This window comes from Stutzerimonas stutzeri, from assembly GCF_024448895.1.
GTDB lineage: Bacteria > Pseudomonadota > Gammaproteobacteria > Pseudomonadales > Pseudomonadaceae > Stutzerimonas > Stutzerimonas stutzeri_Q.
Genome location: NZ_JAMOIC010000023.1, coordinates 20050 through 44385 on the forward strand (window position 1 = coordinate 20050; position 24336 = coordinate 44385).

A 24336-nucleotide genomic window follows, 5' to 3' on the forward strand; every position below is an offset into this window, starting at 1 on the left:
ACCGGCTTTCCCACAGGACTATTCATGAACAATGCATCCGCCACCGACGCCTTATCGCTACTGCTGTTCACGCTGCGCAGCGGCAAACAGATGGCGATCAACCTGCTGAAGGTCAGCGAGATCATCCCGACGCCTTCGCTGACGCGCCTGCCTGAATCGCACCCGCATGTGCGCGGTGTCGCCACCCTGCGTGGCCAGCCGTTATCGGTCATCGACCTGAGCATGGCCATCGGCATGGCTCCGTTGCTGGACCCGAAAGGGGGCTGCCTGATCGTCACGGAAATCAGCCGCTCCAAGCAGGGTTTGCATGTGCAGGCGGTGGTCAAGATCGTCCACATACAGTCTTCAAAGATTCTGCCTCCGCCTTACGGCGCGCGGAACAGTTCATTCATCACCGGCACCGCCGAGGTGGACGGCGAACTAATCCAGATCCTCGACGTGGAGAAGGTCATCCACAACATCTCGCCGGTTCCAGGTGAGGCCGACATTTCTCACCTCGATGACCAGGACGCACAACTGCTGACCGAAACCCGCGCACTGATCGTCGATGACAGCCAGGTAGCCATCCATATGTCGGTCTCGGCGCTGACCAAGATGGGTGTCACCTGTCATGCCGTGCGCAGTGCCCGCGAAGCTTTTGAAAAGCTCGATAGCCTCAAGGACAGTTACGAGGCGATCAACGTGGTGGTGTCTGATATCGAAATGCCGGAGATGGACGGCTATTCGTTCACCCAAGCGCTGCGCAAGCATCCGGACTACGCGTCCATCTACGTGCTGCTGCATACCTCCCTGGACAGCACCATCAGCACCGACAAGGCCAAGGCAGCCGGCGCCAACGACATCCTCACCAAGTTTTCTCCGCCGGAAATGGCCAAGTGCATGCTGCGTGCGGCGCGGGTGATTCACCTCGGCGAGGATGCCTCGGTTGCTTGAGCGATCAGCTGATCGAAAGACCGAGAGGCGGGGGCTGAATGAGCTTGTGCCGGCGAGCTTGCTCACTCTGCACCGGGAATCGTGCAGCGCCTGAGTGCAGTGGGAGGGCCTTGATCGCCAGCAAGCTGGCTCCTACGGAAAGCAGTTCGTGGTGGTTGAGGATCAATACCCCTGAATCTGCTCAGCCCCCGCCACGCTGCTATCGACGCTCAAGAAACCTGTAGGAGCGAGCGTGCTCGCGATCACCTCACCAAGTTTTTCCCCGCCGGAAATGGCCAGGTGCATGCTGCGCGCGGCGCGGGTGATTCACCTCGGCGAGGATGCCTCGGTCGCTTGAGCGATCCAGCTGATCGAAACGCACCAGAGGTGTGGGGCAGCTGAATGAGCCCGTGCTGGCGGGCTTGCTCACCCTGCACCTGGAACCGTGCAGCGCCTGAGTGCAATGGGCGGCCCTTGATCGCTAGCAAGCTGGCTCCTACGAAAAGCGGTTCGTGGTGGTTGAGGATCAATACCCCCGAAATTGCTCAGTCCCCGCCACGCTGCTATCGACGCTCAACAAACCTGTAGGAGCGAGCTTGCTCGCGATCGCTTTTAGTGCTGGGCAATCAAGCTGGCCCTTTGCCAAAACTCGCATCACGCGTGTTGACGTACAGCGCGTAAATCGAATGGCTGCTGGCCATGAACAGTCGGTTGCCTTTCGCGCCGCCGAAGCACAGGTTGGCGCAGCGTTCCGGCAGCCTGATCTTGCCGATTGCCTTGCCCTCCGGGTTGAAGACCAGCACGCCATCCAAATCGGCGGTCACCGCTTCGGGTGAGCCCGAGCTACCCCAGCCGCACCACAAGTTGCCGTCTGCGTCGCACTTGATTCCGTCGATTGCGCCGTGTGTTGGTGCTTCGATGTGCTTGCGGCGCTCGCCGAGGGTGCCATCGTCATTGACCGGATACGCCCAGATCAATCGGTTCGGTTTCGCGCGACCCTCGACGACGTAGAGCGTCTTCTGATCCGGCGAGAAGCACAGCCCGTTGGGGCCAGAGATCGAGTCGATCACTCGGGTCACAGCACCGTTCTCGCCATCGATGCGGTAGACCCCGTCGGACAGCTGCGTCTCGATCTTGTGGCCTTCATAGAAATTGCCGGTCTGGAAGGGCGGATCGGTGAACCAGATGGAACCGTCCTGGCGCACGGCCAGGTCGTTGGGTGAGTTGAAGCGTTTGCCGTCGAACTCATGGGCCAGCACGGTGATGCTGCCATCGGGTTCAGTGCGGGTAACGCGGCGGCCCAGATCGTTGGTAGTCGAGCCTTCGCACACCAGCAGCCGCCCCTGGAGATCGCGCGCGAGGCCGTTGGAGTGATTTGAATGCTCGCGATAGACGTCGAAGGAGCCGGTGATTTCGTCCCAGCGCATGATGCGATTTTCCGGAATATCACTGACCAGCAGATAGCGACCATCGCCCACCCAGACCGGACCTTCTGCCCAGCGCATGCCGGTTGCAAGCCGTTCGACGCTGGCATTGAACAGCCGGTACTGGGTGAAGCTCTCATCGAGAATTTCCACCAGCTCATCCGGATAGCGCTGGGTCAGTGGCTCGGCGATGGCGAGTCGGGACAACCCCAGGCCACCCATGGAGGCGACGCCAGCTGAAACCATCAGCGAATTCTTCAGAAAGGCACGTCTTGCGGCCTGTGGTTCTTCAGCGATTGGCGCATCGATATTGTTGTTCATCATGGAGCGTCCTTTTGGATAGCTGATCTTTCGGGCGAGCGAATCCGTTCCGCCTGGAACTTAGGCGGAGGAGAGGTGTAGCTGTCTCAGTGGGTCGATCGAGGCGGGCTGTGGGCTGGAGGCAAGGCTGACAGGGTGTGCGCGAGGCAAGGCCGTAGAGATCTGTACATGGCGTTATCCGTTGTTATTGTTGGTATGGTCATCGTACAACCGTGCTGAGTATTGTCAGCGTTTTGTAGGATGTCAAAGACGAATTCCCGCTGTTGCTGAGTTTCTGTTCCAGAGCTATAGCCATGGTCATCGTATGACGCGCGATTAACAGCCCGCCGCGCTTGCTAAGCCAATGCCACGTAGAATGGTCCGCTCGGGCATGGGCTGGACGGCAAGAACGGTGGAATTGCAGCAAGGGTTTGTTCTGACTCGGCATTGGCGCGACACCGCGGCTGGCACCGAGGTGGAGTTCTGGTTGGCGACCGACGCCGGGCCGCGTCGCCTTCGCGTGCCGTATCAACCCTCGGTTGCCTTTGTTCCGGCAGAGCAACGGTCGAAGGTCGAGCTGCTGCTCAAGGGCGAGCGCGACGTCGAACTGCGCCCGTTGGAGCTGACTGACTTCCGCCATCGGCCGGTACTCGGTCTGTATTGCAGTCAGCATCGCCAACTGATGAATCTGGAAAAGCGCCTGCGCGCTGCCGGGCTTGACGTTTACGAGGGCGACATCCGGCCGCCGGAGCGCTATCTGATGGAGCGTTTCATCACCGCGCCGGTCAGCTTCGCCGGCCAGGCAGACGCAGAGGGTGTGCTGGCCGGTGCGCAGATCAAGCCCGCGCCCGATTACCGACCACAACTGCGGCTGGTCTCGCTGGATATCGAAACCACCATGCGCGGTGAGCTGTATTCCATTGGCCTGGAAGGCTGTGGGCAACGTCAGGTGTACATGCTCGGGCCGGCCAATGGTGATGCTGAGACGGTAGATTTCCAGCTGGACTATTGTGACAGCCGCAAGCAGTTGATCGAGCGGCTCAATGACTGGATGGCGCTGCACGACCCCGACGCAATCATCGGCTGGAATGTGGTGCAGTTCGACCTGCGCGTGTTGCGCGATCAGGCGCAGCGCTATCAGGTGCCGTTGCGCCTGGGCCGGGGCGGCGAAGAGATGGCTTGGCGCGAGCATGGCAGCCGCGGCAATCACTTCTTCGCCGCGGCCGCGGGACGGCTGATCATCGATGGCATCGAAGCGCTGCGTTCGGCGACCTGGAGCTTTCCCTCGTTCAGCCTGGAAAACGTGGCTCAAACGCTCCTAGGTGAAGGCAAGGCGATCAGCACGCCATACCAGCGTATGGACGAGATCAACCGCATGTTCGCCGAGGACAAGCCGGCGCTGGCGCGCTACAACCTCAAGGATTGCGAGCTGGTCACACGGATCTTCCACAAGACCGAGCTGCTGACCTTTTTGCTCGAACGTGCCACGGTCACCGGGCTCCCGGCTGATCGTATGGGCGGCTCGGTGGCCGCTTTTGAACACCTCTACATTCCGCTAATGCACCGCCAGGGCTTCGTCGCGCCCAACCTCGGCGAGCGCCCACCCGAGGCGAGCCCCGGCGGCTTCGTGATGAACTCGCAGCCGGGCCTGTACGAATCCGTGCTGGTACTGGATTACAAGAGTCTCTACCCCTCGATCATCCGTACCTTTCTCATCGATCCGGTTGGGCTGGTCGAGGGTATGCGTCATCCCGACGATAAACATTCGGTGCCGGGTTTTCGGGGCGCGCGCTTCTCACGGACACGGCACTGTCTGCCGGCCATCGTCGAGCGCGTCTGGGAAGGCCGAGAGGCCGCCAAGCGTGAGGACAACAAGCCGCTGTCCCAGGCGCTGAAGATCATCATGAATGCGTTTTACGGCGTGCTCGGCTCCAGTGGTTGCCGCTTTTTCGATACGCGGCTGGCCTCATCGATTACGTTACGCGGCCACGAGATCATGCGCCGCACGCGCGAGTTGATCGAGGCCGAGGGCTACAGCGTGATCTACGGTGACACGGATTCGACTTTCGTCTGGCTCAAGCGCGCTCACAGTGATGAGGATGCAGCGCGTATCGGCAAGCGATTGGTGCAACAGATCAACCTGTGGTGGCGCGAGCAGCTGCAACAGGAGTTCGGCCTGCAGAGCGCACTGGAATTGCAGTACGAGAGTCACTTCAAGCGCTTCCTGATGCCTACCATCCGCGGCGCGGAAGAGGGTAGCAAGAAGCGCTACGCCGGACTGGTCACAAGGCCCGACGGCAGTGACGGCCTTGTCTTCAAGGGACTGGAAACGGTACGTACCGACTGGTCGCCATTGGCCCAGCAGTTCCAGCAGGAGCTGTACCGGCGCATCTTCAGCCGTGAACCCTATCGGGATTACGTGCGCGATTATGTGCGCCGAACCCTGGCCGGCGAACTGGACGAGCTGCTGATCCTGCGCAAGCGCCTTCGTCGTCGCCTGGATGATTACGAACGCAATGTCCCGCCACACGTGCGGGCCGCGCGCATCGCCGATGAGTACAACTTGCAGCAGGGCCGGCAGCGGCAATATCAGAATGGCGGCTGGATCAGCTACTTGATCACCGTCGCCGGCCCGGAGCCTCTCGAAGTGCGCCGCGCGCCGATCGATTACGACCACTACGTCAGCCGGCAGCTGCAGCCGATTGCGGATGCCATCCTGCCGTTCGTGAACGACAGTTTCAGCGCCCTGATCGATGAGCAGCTCGGGCTGTTTTGATTTATGTCCACGCCATCGCTCCGCTATCGACCTCAGGGAAGACATGAGGTAGTCGCGATCGCAAGCGCTTGCGGGCGTTGTGACGGGAGGGCTGCCGACATGGCATTCATTGATATAGGCCGGATAGGCACCTGGTATCAGCCGCATCAAACTTCTTATAGCGCGACCTACACTGATCATGCTAGTTCGTATATGAATTAAATACTTGAATATATACATATGCGGAGTAATCTATGGTTAGTTTAACTACCCAGCCGGAGTCCAAATGAAGCTCGAACAGGCGGTCAGCAAGCCCGACATAAACTCGCCCGATGCGGGCCGAGTGGCGCTGACGTTCTTCTTCAATCTCATGGGATTGTGGAAGTGCAGCGCCGAACAGCAGCGCGTACTTCTGGGGTCGGTTGGTAATACCACGTACTTCAAATACAAGAAGTTGCCGGAGGTGCGTTTACCGCGGGACACCCTGGAGCGCATCTCCTACCTGATGGGTATTCACAAAGCGCTGCGGATCATCTTCAGCAACCAGACCGAACGTGCCTACGAGTGGGTGCGTAAACCCAACGACGCCGCGCCCTTCAATGGCAAGAGTGCCCTCGACTACATGTTGGGTGGCCAGGTAGTGGATCTTGCAGATGTGCGTCGCTACCTGGATGGAGTGCGGGGCTGATGCCGCCGCAAGAGGTGCTGCCGGGGTGGCGAAAGGCGTATCGGCTGATCAACAGCTCATTTCCGCCGCTGGGCGTGTTCGAGGACACACTCGATCCGGATGATCTGGACATGGCATTCGCCATCGAGGCGATGACCAATGATCGCCTGCGCGAGGAGGCGGGCATGTTGCAGCGAGTGGCACCTGGAGATCGTGTGAGCGGGCCGGGGTCTACGGCGGTAATGGCCGCCTTCACCCATATCGGCAATCTCAGCCGCTTTACCGATGGCACCTATGGCGTCTACTACTGCGCCAGCTCGGTCGATGCCGCCATTGCCGAAACCAAGTTTCATCAGGAGCGATTTCTCGCCGCAACCCGCGAGGCGAACGTCGAGATCACCATGCGGGCTTATGTGAACAGAGTGGTCAAGCCGCTGCTGGACGTACGCGAAAGGCCGGAGCTTCATCAGCCCGATCTCACGACCTATGCCGTCAGCCAGGCCTTTGCGCGCGAGCAGCGCGACGGCAAGACCTGGGGGTTGCTCTACCGAAGCGTTCGGCTCGAAGGTCATGAATGCGTTGCGGCGTTTCGCCCCCAGGCGGTTTCACTGCCGGTACAGGGCGCTCATTTTCGTTACGTATGGGATGCCAAGGCGGGGGCCATCACTCATGTCATGGAACTTACCGAGGTGAAGGTCTGAGTCTTTCGGGTCGGTTGATCTTGAGTCTGATCAAGTTTATCGAGGGCGTCGGTGGTTAGCCTGAGAGCTCATTCACCACCAGACGTCCGAGGCCGCCATGGCCAAGAAATTTCCGCTGAATCCGCCACATCCTGAGCGCATCTGCTGGGGCTGCGATCGCTATTGTCCGGCCGACTCGCTGGCCTGCGGCAATGGTGCTGGCCGTACGCAGCATCCAGCAGAGATGATGGGGGATGACTGGTACGAGTACGGTGATTGGGGTGATCTGATCACCACCGACAAGGCAGCCAAAACCCGCGACTAAGCCTTGGAACGGGGCGTTTTAGTGCCCCGTCTCGCTAGACGCCTGGTCCAGCATCGCGCGGACTTTCACCAGCAGATCGTTGATCTGGAACGGTTTGACCACCATGTCCATCCCCTCGGCGAGAAATCGGTCGCGGCGGACGGCATTCTCGGCATAGCCGGTCATGAACAGCACCGGCAAGGCCGGGCGGTGCACCCGCGCCATGTCGGCTAGCTCTCGCCCGGAGAGTTGCGGCAGCCCTACGTCGGTCAGGAGCAAATCAACGCTGGGATCGTTCTGCAGCACGGTCAGTGCGGTGGCAACGTCGCCGGCCTCGCTGCAACGATAACCAGCTTCCCCCAGCATTTCGGCGACCAGCATGCGTACGGCGGGCATATCCTCGACGATCAAGATGTGCTCGCCGTTACCCAGTGGCAGGTCGCTAACCGTTGTCGAGACGGTGTCCAGGGCGAGCGCCGCTGGGAGCACCAGCGACACTTCGGTGCCCCGGCCGACCTCGCTGCTCAGCCTCGCTTCACCGCCTGACTGGCGGGCGAATCCGTATATCGACGACAGCCCAAGGCCCGTGCCTTGCCCAAGCGGTTTGGTTGTAAAGAAGGGGTCGAAAACCTTACTGAGTATCTCCGGGGGGATGCCGGCGCCGTCATCCTTCACAGTTAGCACCACATAGTTGCCGTCGGCCAGGTCCAGGTCACCTTGGGACTGCAGAGCAGCGGTGCTGATTGTGATGCTGCCGCCGCGGGGTAGGGCGTCTCGAGCGTTGATCACCAGATTGAGAATGGCGCTTTCGAGCTGGCTGGCATCCACCTGCGCAACGGCAGGCTCATCGCTGAGCCGCAGGTTCAATAAAATCTGCTCGCCGATGGTTCGCTGCAAAAGCTCTTCGAGCGAACGTACCTGCTCGTTGAGGTCAGCCGGGCGGGCATCCAGCGGCTGCTGGCGGGCGAACGCCAGTAGCCGATTGGTCATCGAAGCGGCGCTGCGCGCGGAATTCAGCGCGGTGTCGGCGAATCGCAGGACCGCATCGGTGCGGCCCTCGTGAACGCGCCTTTTGAGAAGTTCGATGCCGGTAATGATCCCGGTCAGCAGGTTGTTGAAATCGTGTGCGATGCCACCGGTCAACTTGCCCAGCGCATCCATCTTCTGGGCCTGCATCAGCTGCTCTTCGGTGCGGACGCGCTCTGCGACCTCGCGGGCGAGTTCGGTGTTCGCGTTGTCCAGCTGTTGCCGCTGCGAGCGTTCGCGCTGACGCTGCTCGGTGACGTCCTCGATCACTACCAGGCCGAGTTCAGCAGCGCGATAGGGCGATACCTGCCACTTGGTTTCACGCCGCTGGCCTGCGACTTTCATGATCAACATGCCCTGCCAACGAATGCCACTGGCAAGACTTTCACGCAGTGCGATCAGTTTGGCGTCCTGACCCTCCGCGAGGCTGGCGGTCAGCGCCGACGAGTCAGGCTGATCGCCCAGCAACAATGAAAGCGCAGGGTTTCGCTCGTGAATGCCGAGTTGTGGGTCGATCACGGCAATCGGTGCTGCAACCTGGGAAAAGATGTCACGAAAGCGCGCTTCGCTCTCACGCAGCGCGTGTTCGGTATCACGAACGCGCAACAGGGTTCGCAGCGTCGCGAGCAGAACATCCGGATCGACCGGATGGATCAGATAGGCGTCTGCGCCTGCGTCCAGGCCGGTGATGATGTCGCCGGTCTGGATCGATGCGGCCGATACGTGAATGACTGGCAGCAGGCGCGTGCTGTCGTCTCTACGCAGCTGGCGCACGATGTCGAACCCGCTCATGTCCGGCAGATTCACATCCAGAATCAGCGCGTCGATGTCCTCATTGGCGATCAGTCCCAACCCTTCGGTCCCGGTCCCGGCTTCAAGCGCCTCGTATCCGTGCCGCTCCAGCACCCGGCGAATTGCGTAACGGGTCGCGGCATTATCATCGACGATTAGCAGCCTGTTATTTGTCTCCATCAACCGGCTCCGTGGAAATGGCGACGGGAATGATCACAAAAAACGTCGAGCCGGAGCCCGGCGTACTCTCGACACCGACGCGGCCACCCAGCAACTCCGCGAAGCGTTTGCAGAGTGACAAGCCAAGCCCTGTCCCTCGCAGACGTTTCTGCAATGGGCTGTCGATCTGGACGAAGTCCTCGAACAGATTGCCGTGCAGCTCTTCGGGTATACCGATGCCGGTATCGGACACTGCGAAACGGACCTCCCCGCTGCCTTCGGGATGAACCGAGACACGAACCTCGCCCTGCTGGGTGAACTTGAGGGCGTTGGAGATGAAGTTTCGCAGAATTTGCGCGAGCTTCTTGTCGTCGGTGTAGAGCCGTGGCATGTCCTGCGGCTCTTCGAAGATCAGGTCGACCGCATTGCCATCGACGATGGGGCGAAACATGCCACGAAGCGCCGAGAACAGGTCCAGCATGTCGAACCAGGCCGGCGAGATCGTGATGCGCCCGGCCTCGATTTTCGCCAAATCGAGCAGGTCGTCGACCATGTCGCTGAGTTCACCGGCGGCACTGCTGATGAACAGGACCTGCTTGTGCTGCTCGGAACTGAGCGGGCCATCCAGCTCGTCACTGAGCAAGCGGGTGATGCTGCGAATCGAACCCAGCGGTGTGCGGAATTCGTGGCTCATGTACGACAGGAACCGGCTTTTCAGATCCGACGCCTGGCGCAGTTGCTCCGCCTGGGTATCGAGCTCGGCATAAAGGGCAAGCACGCCCTGATTGGTTTCATCGAGTTCGGCGCGCAGCGACTCGTTCTCACGGCGAAGCCGCTCCAGGTCGCTCAAGGTCGGATCAGTCACGAACTGTCTCCAGCGAAATCACCATTACGGTCACGTCATCGCGTCCGCGACAGAAATCGCGGTGCAGCAGGGTTGAAATAATCGCCGGGTGACGATGCACCAGGCCAGGGTAGTCGCGCAGGTTCCAGCGCGATTGCAGTCCATCGCTGTACATGATCAGCAACTGACCTTCCTCGACCAGATAATCGAATACCTGCGCCTTGCGAAATTGTGAGCCGACGATGCCGGGATGTGATGCGAGCCCGCGGCTCTTTTCGGCCGTAATCAGGCAGGCGCCGATATTGCCGATGCCTGCAAAACGCAGATTGCTCGATGCTGCATCGTAGAGTGCAATGGCTACCGCGCCGCCTCGGGTTCCGTTCATGGCCTGATGCATGTCTTGCAGACTGCTTGCGGGGTCGGCAAAGGGTTCGACTGCGAAGGCCGCAGCGCCCGCCAAGCCAGCACGTTCGGCATCCTCGCCATGTCCGATACCGTCTATGACCAGCGCGCTGAGCTGCGAGCCGTTGACGGCAAGGTGCCAGACATCCCCACAGGCGGGATCGTCTTTCAGCGAATGCTGGCTGACGCCGAAGCGAAGTGAGCAAGGCGAGACATGGCGCGGAAACAGCTGCGCCATTACCACAGCGCCTCTGCTATCGGAGTAGATGTCGAATACCTGTGACTGACGCGTCAGTGCGCCAAGGCCGGTTCCCGGAGTGCCGCCGGTAGAAAAGCCATCGGCGAGACAGCGTGCCGCGTCGAAGCCCGGCCCGCGATCCACAGCGATCAGTTCGATGCCGCTTCCGGTCTGCGCCGGTATTGCGCGCAGGTGCAAAGCCCCGTGACGAGCGTGCTTCAGCAGATTGGTCGACAGCTCCGTGGCGACAATCGCTACGCGCCCGGCATCGACCTCGCTGAAACCCAACTTCGATGCCAGCCCCAGGGCCACCCGGCGCGCATGGCCCACCTGACTGTCATCTTCGATGGCCAGCGCGGTGGTCATTGACCCGCTAAGATTCATGACCATTTGGTAATGCTGATTTGAGTGCCTACGCCGGGGGTACTGTCGAGTTCGAACTCATCGACCAGGCGCCGGGCTCCGGTCAGCCCAAGCCCGAGGCCGCCACCGGACGTCCAGCCATCGGTCAGCGCCAGTTTGATGTCGGCAATGCCGGGGCCCTGATCGCGGAACGTCAGGCGGATGCCAGTGCGTGGACCCTCGTCGATAACTTCCCAATCCATATCGCCGCCGCCGCCGTAGACCACGGTGTTGCGCGCCAGCTCACTGACTGCGGTGACCAGCTTGGTCTGATCGATCAGGCGCATGCCACCGTCCTGCGCCAGCTTGCGGACCGCCTGACGAGCAATCACCACATCCTGTTCGATGCGTACCGCAATGCTGCCGCTGGAGCGAATGGTCATTTAGCAGCCATCCGCTTGTGCAGCAGCTGCATACCACGCTCGACGTTCAGCGCGGTACTCACGCCCTGAAGTGTCAGGCCGAGTTCAACCAGTGTGATCGCGACAGCCGGCTGCATGCCAACGACCACGGTTTCGGCGTCCATGATGCTGGAGAGCCCGGAGATCGAGCTGATCATCCGGCCAATGAACGAATCGACCATGTCCAGCGCGGAAATGTCGATCAGCACGGCCCGAGCCGAAGTGGCGCTGATGCGCTCGGCCAGATCATCCTGCAGCGTCATTGCCAGTTGGTCGTGCATATCGACCTGAATGGTGACGAGTAGAAACTCGCCCATCTGCAATATGGGGATGCGCTCCATTACACGGCCTTGCTGACAGTCAGCCCCGAACGGCGCAGCGCGAGCGCCAGCGCGTCAGCCAGCGTGGCTTTGGTGACGATGCCCTGCAAATCGAGACCCAGATGCACGATGGTTTGCGCGATCTGTGGGCGTACGCCGCTGATGATGGCGTCTGCGCCCATCAGGCGGATTGCCGTGACGGTCTTGAGCAGGTGCTGGGCTACCAGGGTGTCGACGGTCGGCACGCCGGTGATGTCGATGATGGCGATTTCCGAACCCGTATCGACGATGCGCTGGAGCAGCGACTCCATCACCACCTGGGTACGCTGCGAGTCGAGTGTGCCGATCATCGGCAGTGCCAGAACGCCGTCCCAGAGTTTGACGACGGGCGTCGACAGTTCCAGCAGTTCTTCCTGCTGGCGCTTGATGACCGATTCCCGTGACTTCTGGAAGGCACGTACGGTCTCCAGGCCGAGTTGATCGATCAGTTCGGACAGCGCCCAGAGCTGTTCGGCCAGGATGGCCGGCTCATCGGCATATTCCTTCTGCAACATCAGCATCAGCGGACGCTTGACGGAGAAGATGAAGCCCGCTGTCTGCTGCGAGTCGAAGCCCAGCAACACGCGGCTGTGCGAGAGCTGGTCCAGGAACTGACGCATGTCGTCCCATGTTGTCGACCGGAGGTTGGTCGATTCCGTCTGGCTGGCACCGGAAACCAGCAGCCGGATGAAGTCAGCAGTCTGCTGGCGGAACTCATCGACCTTCACGTTACGGTACATACCGCTCGCTTCGAGCTCGCTGGACCAGTTGGCCAGTAGTTCCTGTTCATTATTTGCAATGACATTGAAAGTGCGTTGTTGCAATGAAGCCATTAGCGCTATTCCTTATGGCGATGCAGCGATAGTCGGATTTGATTCAGATTGCGTAGCGACGTTCCAGCCTGCCAACAAAAGTAACGCCGGCTAAAACTTACGAAATGGAGGGAAACGTGCCTTGACCATGATGGATGAGGTCAACACTGGTCTGCTTGCAGGATACGCCAAGGATCTCGGCTTGGCAGCCGTGATACGTGCGTCTCTTTTCAGGCTATCAGTGCTTTGATAAAGCGATGGCATTTCGCCTTAACTGATGGAAACGGTCAAGCACTGTTCCATCCGCGCCTCGTGCTCAATAGAGCGGCCTGCGGCACGCGAAAATCTCGCAACGGCGGCTCGCAGCTACGGCTCAAAACGCGCCTCTAGTTGGCACGTTGAGTGGGGATAAAAGCAAGTCAGCAGCGATGCGGCTTGCTACGCGTGACTTGGGAGGTACGCCATGGCAGTCCTGACGATCGCGTCAGTCCCGGCTGGAACTTTGAACAGGCTCGGCTGCGAGACGATTCTGGGCACAGGGCGCCCGCGCCATCGCATCCGACGCGCCTAGGGCAGGCGCAACCGGCGCATTCGACATTTCAACGCAAACAAGCCACCGCACAGGCGCGAGACGTTACCAGGCAGGCCTCAGAACCAGCGGTCGTTGCGCTTGCGGCCACGGGTCATGGCAGGAAGGATCAGGCCCGCCAGCAGGCCCGCACCGGCGATGCTGCCGCCGTAGACCATGTAGCGCATCAGCACCTGGTTGTTCTCATCGCCTAGCCGCGCTTCGGCGTCGCGCAGGTCCGATTCAGTGGCGGTCAGCGCTTCGTCCAGCGCTTTGCGACGTGCTTCCAGCTCATCGATCAACGCCTTGCGGGAGTCTAGAGTTTCCTGCATGCCCTGAACGCGCGCTTTCCAGCTGTCGTCGATGGTCTTCAGCTCTTCGCTCAACTCGGTGACCTGCTGCTCGAGCTGCGGCAGGCGCTCAGCCTGACCAGGCACTTCCTGTAGATCGCTACTGCGGATCCACACGCGATCTCCGTTCTCACCGCGCACCTGGCTGTAGTCGCCTTGGGTTTCGAGCAGTTCGACCTTCTGACCGGATATCAAGCTGCCAACGATGCGGTATCCGTCGGTGGGACCGCTGCGTACGTAAGTGCTCAAACTGTCGCTGACCCAGCGTTCGCTGGTCGCTTGCTGTGCCTGCGCCGGCACGATGACGGCCAACAAGGTGCCGAACAGGCCAGCACGAAAAGCGCTGCGCTGAGAGGAGGACCAGGAAAAACGGGATAAGAGGGCGACAAGGTGGCGAGATAAGGACATGGTGTTCTTCGCGTTGACTGGATGAAGGCCCAGATGAACGGGCCGAAACATAAGCGGATCCGGAGCTGGCGAATGCCAACAGCCTGCTGTAACTGACTCGAATGGCAGGCGCGCCGGATACGGCTGGTCGTGAGCGGGAGGATGTAATCTCCCTACAGCAGGCAAAAGGCCTGGGTGTTGTTGCAGATTGGAATGACAGCGCAAATGTGCCGGGGTTCATTAAATGTTCATTATTTTCTGAACCGCTGACCGGGTGCTCTGACGTCTCGCCCATCGTCCCGCATAGGTGAGTCCTGGCGGACGGGCTAAAGCGTCTCGACCTGCTGCGCACGGATCAATACCTGCTCCTGACGAAAACGGACTTCCAACGAAGTCCGATAGGCCTTCCACCATTCGCGATCGAGTGCCGGGGCCATTACCTCATGAATGATCAAGTCGTCGCGTACGGTCTGGTCATTGTCCTCGCACCAGAGCCCACGTGCCGGCGCGCGGGTGTAGGCGGTCAGGCCGCCGAACTGTTGGACCAGCTCATCACGAATCTCAGCGAACAAGCACTTCGGCAAAGCCGCTCCATCATTGTCATAAAGGGGGAGCAACAGCTGGATCAGATACATGGCAGATTCCTGCAAAGTCGAACGCTAGTAGATGGACCCTCAAGCGCGGCACTCATCGTCGCTGCGCGGATCAACGGCGCGGCGTAGTGGTTGATAGCAGAAGGTACTCGCCCCGAGTCCGGACAGACCGGCGATGGTGGTTCGGACTCATCGACCTGATGGGCCAGCGCGGTTCCGGTTGCGCCGTGGCTGCTGCATGGGTCAGCTGGCTCCCGCTCTGGCGAGCGCCTGGCTATCGCTTGGCGTGCTGTTGCCTGTCTGCTCCGCCAGTGTGGACCCCCAGCAGAGTGGCGCAGGACAGGCCTACGGCGCATGCACCTGCAATCGGCAACTGCCTACCAAGTGGATGATCCGTAATCCTGCCCACGATAAGGGCCGTCGAATGGATATGAACGTATACAAGCGATCCGGGGCGGGCGGCAGGCGCTCACGTCTGGCTTGCTGATCGGCGGAGGCGAATTCATAGACGCCGCCGAACTCAAATCCAGACAAGAACCCGCTGGAGGTAGTCCAAGATGGAAGCGTCGAATCCCACTATAAGCGCCCTGCAGAAAGCGCAGGACATCACCTCACGCTGGGCGGACGGTGAGATGGGTGCAGAGGAAGGGCAGCATGCGCTCAAGTCCGTATTCGATCAGTGGCACCCCGTCGAGCCAACGGCAGAGGCCGAGCAGGTGGCCAATACGGCGCTGGCCGCCGCACGAATCGCTTTTCAGGACTGGCTGCAGCGCGGGGAAAACTGCGAAGAGCTGGTGATTCAGTTGCGCTGGATTCTCGATCCTTCCAAAGATGGGATCACCGATCCTGCGCTCAACGTCTATGCGCCGCAGCGCCCGGACTGATCGCCGGCAGCGCTCAGCGAAGCATCAGCACGACCACCGCCACGGCCAGCACCAGCGACACACCTTTCCAGAACAGCACCGGGTTGCGCTCCATCAACGGCGGGCGTGCTTTGTTCAGAAAGGCCTGACTGGGCTGGCGCAATTCGAAGATGAACTCGGACAGGTCCTCATAGCGCTTGTAGGGATCGGCGTGCAGCGCCTTGCGCAATACGTCATCAATCCAGGCCGGGACGCCGCGGTCGTGCTCGCGCAGAGGCTGATAAATGAGCTTGTTTTGCGCCGCCCGGGTGCGACAGCGCACCACCTGGGTGCCGTAGGGTAGTTTCCCGGTGAGCATCTGGTAGGTGATAACCGCCAGCGAGAATTGGTCGGAGCGAGTGCTGCCGGCTTCCCCGATGAAGTATTCCGGCGCGGTGTACTGCGCCGTTCCAAGCAGATCGTTGCGCTCGATGGGTGATGCGATCTCCATGATGCCGGCGACGCGGGTGGAGCCGAAGTCGATGATCTTCACCGTGCCGGTGGCGTCGATCATGATGTTTTCGGGTCGCAGATCCTGATGCAGCATCTCCAGTCGGTGGAAGGCGCGCAGGCCCTTGGCGATCTGCTCGACGATGCCACGTACGGTTTCCAGATCCGGGCGCGGGTTGTCGATCATCCACTGGGTCAGCGTCTGACCTTCGATGAACTCGGTGACGCTGTATAGATAGTTGCGCTTACGGGTTTGCGCACACGGCTTCACGACATGCGCGCTGTTGATTCGCCGCGCGACCCATTCCTCGGTCAGGAAGCGCTCAAGGTATTGCACGTCGTGCTGCAGGTCGATCGAAGGCGTCTTGATGATCACTGGCGCCTGATTTTCATCGTCGGTGGCCAGATACACATGGCTGCGGCTGCTGGCATGCACTTCTCGCACGATGGTGAAGCCGTCGAACGCGGCACGGGCATCGAGAATAGGAGGGAAGGGCAGCTCGGTCATCTGCTGATAGAGCTCATCGGCGGCCTGCAGGGGCAACGCGTCGATGCGCAGGATCTGCACCGTAAGGTTGTCGCCGCTGCCCTGATCCAGCGCCTGGTCGATGATGGCCCGGGCTGCTGCATCGAGGTCATTCGGGTTGTGCGCAATGGCGCCGAGCATCGAAGACGCGCTGACGTACTCATAAACGCCGTCGGTGGCGAGAATGAAGGTGTCGCCGACCTCCACCGGCTCAGCGCGGTAATCCAGATCCAGCTGAGGATGGATGCCCATTGCGCGGCTCAGGTAGCTCTTGTCCTCGGAGACCCACATGCGGTGGTCGTTGGTCAGCTGTTCCAGCGCTGAGCCCTGCACGCGATAGATGCGCGAGTCGCCGGCATGGAAGAAGTGTGCAGTGGTTGACTTGATGACCATCGCGCTGAAGGTGCAAACGTAGCCGCGATCCGGATCGAAGCGGTAGGGGCTTTGCTGGCCCTGGGAATGGAGCCAGGAGTTGGTCGCCATCAGCACCCGCTGGGCGGAAGTCTTCACCGACCAGGCGTCGGAGGTGCAGTAGTAGTCGGCAAAGAATCCGGTGACGGCCGACTCGCTGGCGATGTGGCTGACGGCGCTACTGCTGATCCCGTCCGCCAGGGCAATGGCGATGCCCTTGCTGCTCAGTTGCGGTTCTTTTGGAATGTAGACGCCGTGGAAATCCTGATTGGTTTCCTTCGGCCCCTTGTCGGTGTGTTGGCCCACCGTAACCTTGAGTTGACTGCTCATTTGCTGTAGCCGGGCGGGCTCTCTGCGATTGGGTTGCTGAGGTTGGGCACATGGGCTGGATGGTGCTTCGGTTCTTGCCCGCAGGGAAGATCGCTGATCATCTAACTCCGAAGCCCCTCACCCCAGCCCTCTCCCGGAAGGAGAGGGGGCAGTCCAAGCTGGCTGAACCGGGTGTGGTTTTGCCCGCGTAAGGTGCAGGCGTTGCATCCGCGCGGTCGATGCCCGCCGTCTTTTCTGCTTGTTCCACCGAAGGCGCGGCGATTCGAGCTGGCTGAAGTGAGTGTGGCCGGGCCTGCGAAGGTAGAGGCGCTGAACTTTGCCCTTTCGGTGGCCGCGGTCCTCACTCCCTGTCCCCTTGGGGAGAGGGCTGGGGTGAGGGGGCGGCGCGCACTGGTGCTCGCCATCAACCACCTCTCTCCAAGCTCCCAACCTGACCCGTATGGCGACCGACTGTCTCAGCGCACCAGCGCACGCTTCGCGCCGGTCCGGACGTGGGTGGTGTATAGCGTGAGGCCGGTAAAGGCCAAACCACCCACCAGGTTGCCGAGCACTGTGGGGATTTCGTTCCAGACCATGTAATCCATGATCGAGAATTCACCGCCCAGCAGCATCCCCGACGGGAACAGGAACATGTTCACCACCGAGTGCTCGAAGGCCATGAAGAAGAACAGCATGATCGGCATCCACATGGCGATGACCTTGCCGCTCACCGAGGTGGAGATCATCGCCCCGACCACGCCCATCGATACCATCCAGTTGCACAGCATCCCGCGCAGAAAGATGGTGAACCAGCCGGCCAACCCGTACTGGGCATAACCCAGCGTCCGGTCTTCGCCAATGTGAGCGATGCGTTCGGCAACCGGTCCCGCCTCCTTGGAAAAGCCCATGGTGAAGACGAAGGCCATCATTAGCGCCACGGTGAGTGCGCCCCCAAAATTGCCGAGAAACACCAGGCCCCAGTTGCGCAAAATGCCGCCGACCGTGACCCCAGGGCGCTTGTCCAGCAGCGCCAGCGGTGTCAGCACGAAGACGCCGGTCAGCAGATCGAAGCCCATCAGGTAAAGCATGATGAAGCCCACCGGGAACAGCATTGCCCCGACCAGCGGGGAGCCGGTCTGCACGGTGACGGTCACGGCGAATACCGCGGCCAGCGACAGGATGGCGCCCGCCATGAATGCACGGATCAGGGTGTCACGGGTGGACATGAAGATTTTCGACTCACCCGCATCGACCATCTTTGTGACGAATTCCGAAGGTACGAGATAGGACATTTCTGATTCTCAATGTGTGGTGGCTGTTGGCCGATGATTTCGGCCTTAGAAATCCGCGTATGTAGTTCCGTAGGCCGAACGTGTTCGGCCGTCTGCCGCGCTGTTGGCCGAATGATCAGCCCGACAAATTCATGCCCCGTCCGCCGCGGCGATTTCCACCGCATCGCCATTGAAGCGCACGGGCCAGACTTGCAATTGCTGTTCCGGGTATTCCAGGCAGCTGCCGTCGGCCAGGCGAAAGTGCTGCTTGTACAGCGGTGAGGCGATGACCAGGTCGCCCTTGAGTTGCCCCAGAATGCCGCGCCCTATGACATTGGCGCCCGATTTCGGGTCCCTGTTGGCGATGGCGAAGACCTGCTCGCCCGTCTCGGTTTCGGGCAGGTGAAACAGTGCGACCTGTTCACCGTCTAGCCAAGCGACCACGCCAGAGTTGGCGACCAGGTCGCGGCGGCTGCACAGTGCCCGCCAGCTGACGGACTCATTCGGTTGCATGCGGACGGCGTTGGGCTGGCTCATCAGAGCACCTCCTCGGTGACGGGAATCAGGTGAAGTTCGGATGCGTGGGCGGGGCGGCGCTGGCCGCGCTCCTTGACGAAATGGATGTCCGGATCGCCGCGTTGGTCGTTGACGAAGGTGCGGAAGCGCTTGAGCTTTTCCGGATCCTTGATGGCGTTGGCCCACTCGCATTCGTACCGATCGACCACCAGCTGCATCTGCGCTTCAAGCTCGGCGGCGAGGTTCAGGCTGTCATCGATGATGACTTCCTTGAGGTAATCGAGGCCGCCCTCCAGAGATTCACGCCACACGGAGGTGCGTTGCAGCTTGTCGGCGGTGCGGATGTAGAACATCAGGAAGCGGTCGATGTAGCGGATCAGGGTTTCGTCATCCAGATCCGTGGCGAACAGTTCGGCGTGGCGCGGACGCATGCCGCCGTTACCAGCCACGTACAGGTTCCAGCCGTTCTCGGTGGCGATCACACCGATGTCCTTGCTCTGCGCCTCGGCGCACTCGCGGGTGCAGCCGGACACGCCGAACTTGATCTTGTGTGGCGAGCGCAGGCCCTTGTAGCGATCCTCCAGACGCAGCGCCATGCCGACACTGTCCTGCACGCCGTAGCGGCACCAGGTGCTACCGACGCAGGATTTCACCGTGCGCAGGGATTTGCCGTAGGCGTGGCCGGTTTCGAAGCCGGCCTCGATCAGCTCGCTCCAGATATCCGGTAGTTCATGCAGCTGCGCACCGAACAGGTCGATGCGCTGGCCGCCGGTGATCTTGGTGTAGAGGTCGTATTTCTTGGCGACGGCGCCGAGGGCGATCAGCTTGTCCGGCGTGATTTCACCGCCGGCGATGCGCGGCACCACCGAGTAGGTGCCGTTCTTCTGCATGTTCGCCATGAAGGTGTCGTTGGTGTCTTGCAGCGGAATCATCCCTGGATCGGTGATCGGCTGATTCCAGCAGGACGCGAGAATCGAGCCCACCGCTGGCTTGCAGATGTCGCAACCGGTGTGGCCGCGGCCGTGCTTGGCCAGCAGCTCGTTGAAACTGATGATGCCCTCGACGCGGACGATGCCGTAGAGCTCCTGGCGGGTGTGAGCGAAGTGTTCGCACAGACTCTTGTCGACTTCGACGCCACGGGCGGTCAGCTCATGTTCGAAGACCTGCTTGAGCAGCGCGTTGCAACCCCCGCAGCCGGTGCCGGCTTTGGTCGCGGCTTTCAGCTCGCCGAGGTCGGTGATGCCGGCGTCCACCTGGCAGCACACCGCGCCCTTGGTCACGTTATGGCAGGAGCAGATCGTGGCGGTGTCTGGCAGCGCGTCGGCGCCCAGGGTCGGTGCGCCATCGGACAGCGGCAGGATCAGGGCGGACGGATCGGCCGGCAGCTTGATGCCGTTCTGCGCGTACTGCAGCAGGGTGTCGTAGTAGCTGTTGTCGCCGATCAGCACGGCACCGATGACGCGCTTGCCATCTTCGGACAGCACCAGACGGCGGTAGCTGGCGTTGGCCTCGTCGATGAAGCGGTAGCTCTTCGCACCAGGCGTGGCGGCTTGGGCATCACCGATGGAGCCTACATCGACGCCGAGCAGCTTGAGCTTGGTGGACATGTCCGCGCCGCTGAATGGCTGGTGCGGCTCGCCGGTGAGCAGGGCGGCGACGTTTCGCGCCATGGTGTAGCCGGGCGCGACCAGGCCAAACACCATGCCGTTCCAGGATGCGCACTCGCCAATGGCGAAGATAGAGGAATCGCTGGTGCGGTAGTCGCCGTCGATCACCATGCCACCGCGAGGCGCTATTTCCAGACCGGCGCTGCGGCCCAGGGCATCCTGCGGGCGGATGCCTGCTGAGAAAACGATCAGATCGGTTTCCAAAAAGTCGCCATCATTGAATGCCATACGGTAGGCATATTCCTCGCCGATGACGATCTCCTGCGTGGCGCGGGACAGATGCACACCGACGCCCAACGCCTCGATCCGGGCCTTGAGCGCGGCGCCGCCTTCTTCATCCAGCTGAACGGGCATCAGGCGCGGCGCGAACTCGACCACATGGGCTTCAAGGCCAAGGGATTTGAGTGCGTTGGCCGCTTCCAGGCCGAGCAGACCACCGCCAACCACGACACCACGTTTGGCATTGCTGGCAGCGGCGCGGATGGCGTCCAGGTCATCCAGGGTGCGGTAGACCAGACGCGAATTGCCTTCGGCGCCCGGAATCGGCGGTACGAAGGGGTAGGAGCCGGTTGCCAGAATCAGCTTGTCGTAGGCCTGGCGGCCTTCACTGGTGACCACTTCCTTGCGCTCGCGGTCGATCTCCAGCACTTGCACTCCCAAGTGAATGTTCACGCCGTGGCTGGTGTAGTAATCGGCGTCGCACATGGCCAGGGAGTCAGCGTCGCGACCACCGAAATACTCGGAGAGATGCACGCGGTCGTAGGCGCGTTGGCGCTCTTCGCCGTAGACATGAAGCTGATACTGGCCCAATGCGCCGCGCTCGATCAGCTGTTCGACGCAGTGGTGACCCACCATGCCGTTGCCGATTACGACCAGCGTTTCACTCTTGATCGGGGTGACGATTGCGTTCATGCCTGGTCCTCCGTCGATGCCGAATTACGGCGTCGTCGTACAAAAACAAAAAAGGCGCCTGGAGCTGTCGGGCAGCTCCAGGCGCCTTTGCCTGGTACTTGAAATTTTTAAGGGGTGGTTATTCGAGCGACGTTGCCCGACGCACCCTGTCCCGTGCCGTTCGGCTGATGGTCGTCGATGACCCCGGGAGGCTCTGCCGATTCGGTCGGCAGGCGTTGCAGGTGACATAGCAGGTTGCATGCCAGCGGCGGGTGAGGGTGAATGTGAAGGGAATCGCTGCAAGATAATTGGTGGGCTGAAGCCCACCCTACACAAGCGGCGGCCTATCGCAGGGTGGGCTTCAGCCCACCAATGGCTCTCGTAGACATCCCGTGCGGTTCCGCCTGCAGAGGTGCGCCATTGACCCAGAAGGGTGCGGTGCAAGAGACCGGTTCCCTTATTTGGGGCGATATGGCAAACCTCTTGGCCTGTAGCCGAACATTGCGCTCCGGTAGTCGGTCAGTACACGACTTGCCGGTGCAGCGTGCTTATCTTGCTGCTGCCCTTACTAACTGACGAATCCTGGAGATCACTTGAACAAGGTCATCGAACAACCTCTATTGCTCGGCATGATGCGTCTGATGCAGTACGCCGAGCTGGCACAACCCCAGGACTTGCTGAGCTTTATCGAGCGTTGTGTCGAGCGCGGCCTGAGCGGCTTCGACCATGCCGATATCTACGGTGGCGGGGAGTGCGAAGCGCATTTCGGCGCTGCGCTGAAGCTGAACCCTGGCCTGCGCCAACAGATCCAGTTAATCGGCAAGGCCGATATCGTGCCTTCCGATCAGGATCGCTCGCGGTGGAAGGTCAAGCATTACAACACCGAGGCGACCCATCTCGTCGAAGCGGTCGAGGGCACGCTCACGCGACTTGGCGTCGAGCGTCTGGACGGCTTTCTGTTGCACCGGCCGGACCCCTTGCTGCGGGTACATGAAGTCGCACGGACCCTTGATGATCTGGTCAGCAGTGGCAAGGTCGGCTGGCTCGGCGTTTCCAATGCGGAGCTGCTGCAGTGTCAGGTCCTGGCACGTGAACTGCCGCTACGCTGCAACCAGATCGAGCTGTCTTTGCAGGCGCAAACCAGCGCATGGGACGGTCGCTTGCACGGCATGGAGAGTGAGGGATTGCAGGTGCTTGCATGGTCCCCGATGGCCGGGGGACGTTTCGCGCTAGCGTTGCAGACCGTGCTGAATGAAGTGGGTGAAGCGCTCGACGCGACAGCCAATCAGGTTGCGCTTGCCTGGGTGCGCAAGTTGCCGGGCAGTCCGGTCCCGATTCTTGGCAGCCTGCGCTGGGACCGCATCGATGAAGCACTGCAAGGGGCGCATCTGCAGCTGGACACGTCCACCTGGTTCCACCTTGCCGAAGCGGCCAGAGGTCATGAGGTCGCCTGAGCGGCGCAACCATGCGGCGATGGGGCCAGCGAAGCGGCGACAGCCTTCCGTCGGCTGGCTTGGCAAGCGCCATACTCCTGACACAGTCGGTTTCTAGGGTATCCGTCTGACGCCGCAGCACCGTGCGCATCGCGTGGTGCCGGCTCCACCGGATGGAGATCCTGCCCCATGCGATTCCCGAAGCCGCTCGTCCTGGCGATTGCCGCTGCAATCCTTCCACCCGTTTTCTCTGCGCCCGTCATGGCTGCCAGCAACATCCTGGTGGGTTGGGCGATGTTGCCTGCCGACACCTTCTCTGATGGTCCAACCTCGGGCCAGATGGCCAGCGCCAACCCCTACGGCACGTTTCAGCCGCCTTACGAAAATCTGCAGCCTGTGCAGGGGTTCTCCGCAGTGCTGCCGGGTGCTGACGAGAACAGCTTCGTGTTCATGACCGACAACGGCTTCGGTGCTCAGGGCAACTCCGCCGATACACTGTTGCGGCTCTATAGCGTGCGCCCGGATTTCCGTACCGCCACGGGCGGAAGCGGCAAGGTCAGCGCCAGCGACTACCTCAGCGGTGCAGCACTGGCACGCTTTACTCATACCTCGCGCCTTACCCTCAATGACATCAACCAGAAGCTCGATCTGCCGATCCAGGCCGACTACCGCTTCTATTACAACGATGGCTCCAAGCCCCGTGTCGCTAGCGACATCGAGTTTGGGCGACTGCTCACCGGCGCTGACCTGGACATCGAGTCGGTACGTCGCGACAAGAACTGCGCAATGTGGTTTGGCGACGAGTTTGGCCCCTATCTGCTCAAGACCGACGCGTCCGGCACGGTAACGCGCAGCGCCATTTCGTTGTCCGGCGTATACGCGCCGCAGCACAAGGATGTGGTGGCGGGGCGAGCGACCGCGAACCTCGGTGGCTCCGGCGGCTTCGAGGGGATGGCCATCAACCCGCGTGGTGATCGGCTCTATACCCTGCTGGAGAAAACGGTCAATGGCGATCCGGCCGGCACACTGCGCATCAACGAATTCGATATCGACCAGGAGCGCTACACCGGCAAGGTCTTTTTCTACCGTATGCAGGCACCGGAGCACGCCATCGGCGACATGACTGCAATAGACGAGACCCGCTTCCTGATCATCGAGCGCAACGGCGCGACCGCTACCAATGGCACTCCATTCAAGAAGATCTATTTGATCGACACACGCGGTGTCGCAAGCGGCGGGACCGTGCGCAAGACCGAAGTGGTGGACCTCATGCAGCTCGCCGATCCGGATGACCTGAACGGCGACGGCCAGCGCTCGTTTACCTTCCCCTACGTAACCATCGAAAGCGTGCTGCCGCTGGACTCGCGCACCTTGCTGGTGACCAACGACAACAACTTCCCTTATGGAGGAGGTCGTGGGCTCAACGCGGACGTAACAGAGTTCCTGAAAATCCGTCTCGCCAAGCCGATCCCCGGGGTTCGGCCACCGCATCTGCAGCAGGCCCGGGATGCGCGCCGGTGTGAGGTGTCAGGCGCATCAACCCAAGGCTAAACGCAGCTGCCAGGCAATAGCCTGGCAACGCGAG

The 24336-nt window shown here is 61.1% G+C and carries 21 protein-coding genes; 8 read left to right on the plus strand and 13 right to left on the minus strand.

Annotation, left to right across the window (positions count from 1 at the left end):
- Nucleotides 1-24 precede the first annotated feature (24 nt).
- Complete coding sequence (locus NA619_RS20800) at nucleotides 25-933, plus strand: chemotaxis protein CheV (RefSeq protein ID WP_255963720.1); 909 nt, start codon at nucleotides 25-27, stop codon at nucleotides 931-933.
- Nucleotides 934-1538: 605 nt separating this feature from the next.
- On the opposite strand, the gene NA619_RS20805 is transcribed toward NA619_RS20800, so the two are convergent.
- Nucleotides 1539-2657, minus strand: coding sequence for an SMP-30/gluconolactonase/LRE family protein (locus NA619_RS20805; RefSeq protein ID WP_255963766.1), 1119 nt, complete (start codon nucleotides 2655-2657; stop codon nucleotides 1539-1541).
- Nucleotides 2658-3048: 391 nt separating this feature from the next.
- Here NA619_RS20805 and NA619_RS20810 point away from each other — a divergent pair, with 391 nt between their 5' ends.
- From NA619_RS20810 to NA619_RS20825, 4 genes are all read left to right on the plus strand, one after another.
- Nucleotides 3049-5412 (plus strand): DNA polymerase II, encoded by a 2364-nt coding sequence (locus NA619_RS20810; protein WP_255963767.1) that lies wholly within the window; start codon nucleotides 3049-3051, stop codon nucleotides 5410-5412.
- A gap of 265 nt (nucleotides 5413-5677) precedes the next feature.
- Nucleotides 5678-6079 carry an MbcA/ParS/Xre antitoxin family protein gene (locus tag NA619_RS20815; protein ID WP_255963721.1) on the plus strand — a complete coding sequence of 134 codons (402 nt, stop codon included), beginning with the start codon at nucleotides 5678-5680 and terminating at the stop codon, nucleotides 6077-6079.
- Complete coding sequence (locus NA619_RS20820) at nucleotides 6079-6759, plus strand: RES family NAD+ phosphorylase (RefSeq protein ID WP_255963722.1); 681 nt, start codon at nucleotides 6079-6081, stop codon at nucleotides 6757-6759. The genes NA619_RS20815 and NA619_RS20820 overlap by 1 nt, the downstream gene beginning before the upstream one ends.
- A 97-nt stretch (nucleotides 6760-6856) precedes the next feature.
- Nucleotides 6857-7063 (plus strand): DUF3079 domain-containing protein, encoded by a 207-nt coding sequence (locus NA619_RS20825; protein WP_255963723.1) that lies wholly within the window; start codon nucleotides 6857-6859, stop codon nucleotides 7061-7063.
- 18 nt (nucleotides 7064-7081) lie between these two features.
- Here the strand turns inward: NA619_RS20825 and NA619_RS20830 are convergent, their stop codons facing one another.
- From NA619_RS20830 to NA619_RS20865, 8 genes are all read right to left on the minus strand, one after another.
- A complete protein-coding gene (locus tag NA619_RS20830) occupies nucleotides 7082-9040 on the minus strand; it encodes a response regulator (protein ID WP_255963724.1) in 1959 nt (652 codons plus the stop codon).
- A complete protein-coding gene (locus NA619_RS20835; RefSeq protein WP_255963725.1) occupies nucleotides 9027-9884 on the minus strand; it encodes a sensor histidine kinase in 858 nt (285 codons plus the stop codon). The genes NA619_RS20830 and NA619_RS20835 overlap by 14 nt, the downstream gene beginning before the upstream one ends.
- Nucleotides 9877-10887: a SpoIIE family protein phosphatase gene (locus NA619_RS20840; protein ID WP_255963768.1), complete on the minus strand. Its 1011-nt coding sequence runs from the start codon at nucleotides 10885-10887 to the stop codon at nucleotides 9877-9879. Before NA619_RS20840 ends, NA619_RS20835 begins: the two co-directional genes overlap by 8 nt.
- Entirely contained in the window at nucleotides 10884-11288 is a 405-nt protein-coding gene (locus NA619_RS20845) for an anti-sigma regulatory factor (RefSeq protein WP_255963726.1), read from the minus strand. Before NA619_RS20845 ends, NA619_RS20840 begins: the two co-directional genes overlap by 4 nt.
- Nucleotides 11285-11647, minus strand: a complete 363-nt coding sequence (locus tag NA619_RS20850; protein WP_122163893.1) for an STAS domain-containing protein — start codon at nucleotides 11645-11647, stop codon at nucleotides 11285-11287. The genes NA619_RS20845 and NA619_RS20850 overlap by 4 nt, the downstream gene beginning before the upstream one ends.
- Nucleotides 11647-12498, minus strand: coding sequence for an STAS domain-containing protein (locus NA619_RS20855; RefSeq protein ID WP_255963727.1), 852 nt, complete (start codon nucleotides 12496-12498; stop codon nucleotides 11647-11649). Before NA619_RS20855 ends, NA619_RS20850 begins: the two co-directional genes overlap by 1 nt.
- Nucleotides 12499-13125: 627 nt before the next feature.
- Nucleotides 13126-13803 (minus strand): TIGR04211 family SH3 domain-containing protein, encoded by a 678-nt coding sequence (locus NA619_RS20860; RefSeq protein ID WP_255963728.1) that lies wholly within the window; start codon nucleotides 13801-13803, stop codon nucleotides 13126-13128.
- Nucleotides 13804-14108: 305 nt separating this feature from the next.
- Nucleotides 14109-14417: a hypothetical protein gene (locus tag NA619_RS20865; RefSeq protein ID WP_255963729.1), complete on the minus strand. Its 309-nt coding sequence runs from the start codon at nucleotides 14415-14417 to the stop codon at nucleotides 14109-14111.
- Between the two features lie 515 nt (nucleotides 14418-14932).
- Between NA619_RS20865 and NA619_RS20870 the strand changes: the two genes are divergently transcribed.
- Entirely contained in the window at nucleotides 14933-15259 is a 327-nt protein-coding gene (locus NA619_RS20870) for a hypothetical protein (RefSeq protein ID WP_255963730.1), read from the plus strand.
- A 13-nt stretch (nucleotides 15260-15272) separates the two neighbouring features.
- Here the strand turns inward: NA619_RS20870 and NA619_RS20875 are convergent, their stop codons facing one another.
- From NA619_RS20875 to nirB, 4 genes are all read right to left on the minus strand, one after another.
- A complete protein-coding gene (locus NA619_RS20875) occupies nucleotides 15273-16994 on the minus strand; it encodes a bifunctional protein-serine/threonine kinase/phosphatase (protein WP_255963731.1) in 1722 nt (573 codons plus the stop codon).
- A 455-nt stretch (nucleotides 16995-17449) separates the two neighbouring features.
- Nucleotides 17450-18265, minus strand: coding sequence for a formate/nitrite transporter family protein (locus tag NA619_RS20880; RefSeq protein ID WP_255963732.1), 816 nt, complete (start codon nucleotides 18263-18265; stop codon nucleotides 17450-17452).
- A 129-nt stretch (nucleotides 18266-18394) separates the two neighbouring features.
- Nucleotides 18395-18781, minus strand: coding sequence for a nitrite reductase small subunit NirD (gene nirD, locus NA619_RS20885; RefSeq protein ID WP_255963733.1), 387 nt, complete (start codon nucleotides 18779-18781; stop codon nucleotides 18395-18397).
- Nucleotides 18781-21339 (minus strand): nitrite reductase large subunit NirB, encoded by a 2559-nt coding sequence (nirB, locus tag NA619_RS20890; protein ID WP_255963734.1) that lies wholly within the window; start codon nucleotides 21337-21339, stop codon nucleotides 18781-18783. The genes nirD and nirB overlap by 1 nt, the downstream gene beginning before the upstream one ends.
- A gap of 608 nt (nucleotides 21340-21947) precedes the next feature.
- Between nirB and NA619_RS20895 the strand changes: the two genes are divergently transcribed.
- The gene (locus tag NA619_RS20895) at nucleotides 21948-22772 is read left to right on the plus strand and encodes an aldo/keto reductase (protein WP_336605474.1); all 825 of its coding nucleotides are present in this window, start codon (nucleotides 21948-21950) and stop codon (nucleotides 22770-22772) included.
- A 168-nt stretch (nucleotides 22773-22940) separates the two neighbouring features.
- Nucleotides 22941-24302 (plus strand): esterase-like activity of phytase family protein, encoded by a 1362-nt coding sequence (locus NA619_RS20900; RefSeq protein ID WP_255963736.1) that lies wholly within the window; start codon nucleotides 22941-22943, stop codon nucleotides 24300-24302.
- Nucleotides 24303-24336 lie beyond the last annotated feature (34 nt).

Excerpts from the sequence above, each read along its gene's own strand:
- nirB (WP_255963734.1), bottom strand. The coding sequence starts at position 21,339 with ATGAACGCAATCGTCACCCCGATCAAGAGTGAAACGCTGGTCGTAATC.
- NA619_RS20865 (WP_255963729.1), bottom strand. The coding sequence starts at position 14,417 with ATGTATCTGATCCAGCTGTTGCTCCCCCTTTATGACAATGATGGAGCG.
- NA619_RS20825 (WP_255963723.1), top strand. The coding sequence starts at position 6,857 with ATGGCCAAGAAATTTCCGCTGAATCCGCCACATCCTGAGCGCATCTGC.
- NA619_RS20900 (WP_255963736.1), top strand. The coding sequence starts at position 22,941 with ATGCGATTCCCGAAGCCGCTCGTCCTGGCGATTGCCGCTGCAATCCTT.
- NA619_RS20845 (WP_255963726.1), bottom strand. The coding sequence starts at position 11,288 with ATGACCATTCGCTCCAGCGGCAGCATTGCGGTACGCATCGAACAGGAT.
- NA619_RS20880 (WP_255963732.1), bottom strand. The coding sequence starts at position 18,265 with ATGTCCTATCTCGTACCTTCGGAATTCGTCACAAAGATGGTCGATGCG.
- NA619_RS20800 (WP_255963720.1), top strand. The coding sequence starts at position 25 with ATGAACAATGCATCCGCCACCGACGCCTTATCGCTACTGCTGTTCACG.
- NA619_RS20805 (WP_255963766.1), bottom strand. The coding sequence starts at position 2,657 with ATGAACAACAATATCGATGCGCCAATCGCTGAAGAACCACAGGCCGCA.
- nirD (WP_255963733.1), bottom strand. The coding sequence starts at position 18,781 with ATGAGCCAGCCCAACGCCGTCCGCATGCAACCGAATGAGTCCGTCAGC.
- NA619_RS20870 (WP_255963730.1), top strand. The coding sequence starts at position 14,933 with ATGGAAGCGTCGAATCCCACTATAAGCGCCCTGCAGAAAGCGCAGGAC.
- NA619_RS20840 (WP_255963768.1), bottom strand. The coding sequence starts at position 10,887 with ATGAATCTTAGCGGGTCAATGACCACCGCGCTGGCCATCGAAGATGAC.
- NA619_RS20815 (WP_255963721.1), top strand. The coding sequence starts at position 5,678 with ATGAAGCTCGAACAGGCGGTCAGCAAGCCCGACATAAACTCGCCCGAT.
- NA619_RS20875 (WP_255963731.1), bottom strand. The coding sequence starts at position 16,994 with ATGAGCAGTCAACTCAAGGTTACGGTGGGCCAACACACCGACAAGGGG.
- NA619_RS20860 (WP_255963728.1), bottom strand. The coding sequence starts at position 13,803 with ATGTCCTTATCTCGCCACCTTGTCGCCCTCTTATCCCGTTTTTCCTGG.
- NA619_RS20830 (WP_255963724.1), bottom strand. The coding sequence starts at position 9,040 with ATGGAGACAAATAACAGGCTGCTAATCGTCGATGATAATGCCGCGACC.
- NA619_RS20895 (WP_336605474.1), top strand. The coding sequence starts at position 21,948 with ATGATGCGTCTGATGCAGTACGCCGAGCTGGCACAACCCCAGGACTTG.
- NA619_RS20850 (WP_122163893.1), bottom strand. The coding sequence starts at position 11,647 with ATGGAGCGCATCCCCATATTGCAGATGGGCGAGTTTCTACTCGTCACC.
- NA619_RS20820 (WP_255963722.1), top strand. The coding sequence starts at position 6,079 with ATGCCGCCGCAAGAGGTGCTGCCGGGGTGGCGAAAGGCGTATCGGCTG.
- NA619_RS20855 (WP_255963727.1), bottom strand. The coding sequence starts at position 12,498 with ATGGCTTCATTGCAACAACGCACTTTCAATGTCATTGCAAATAATGAA.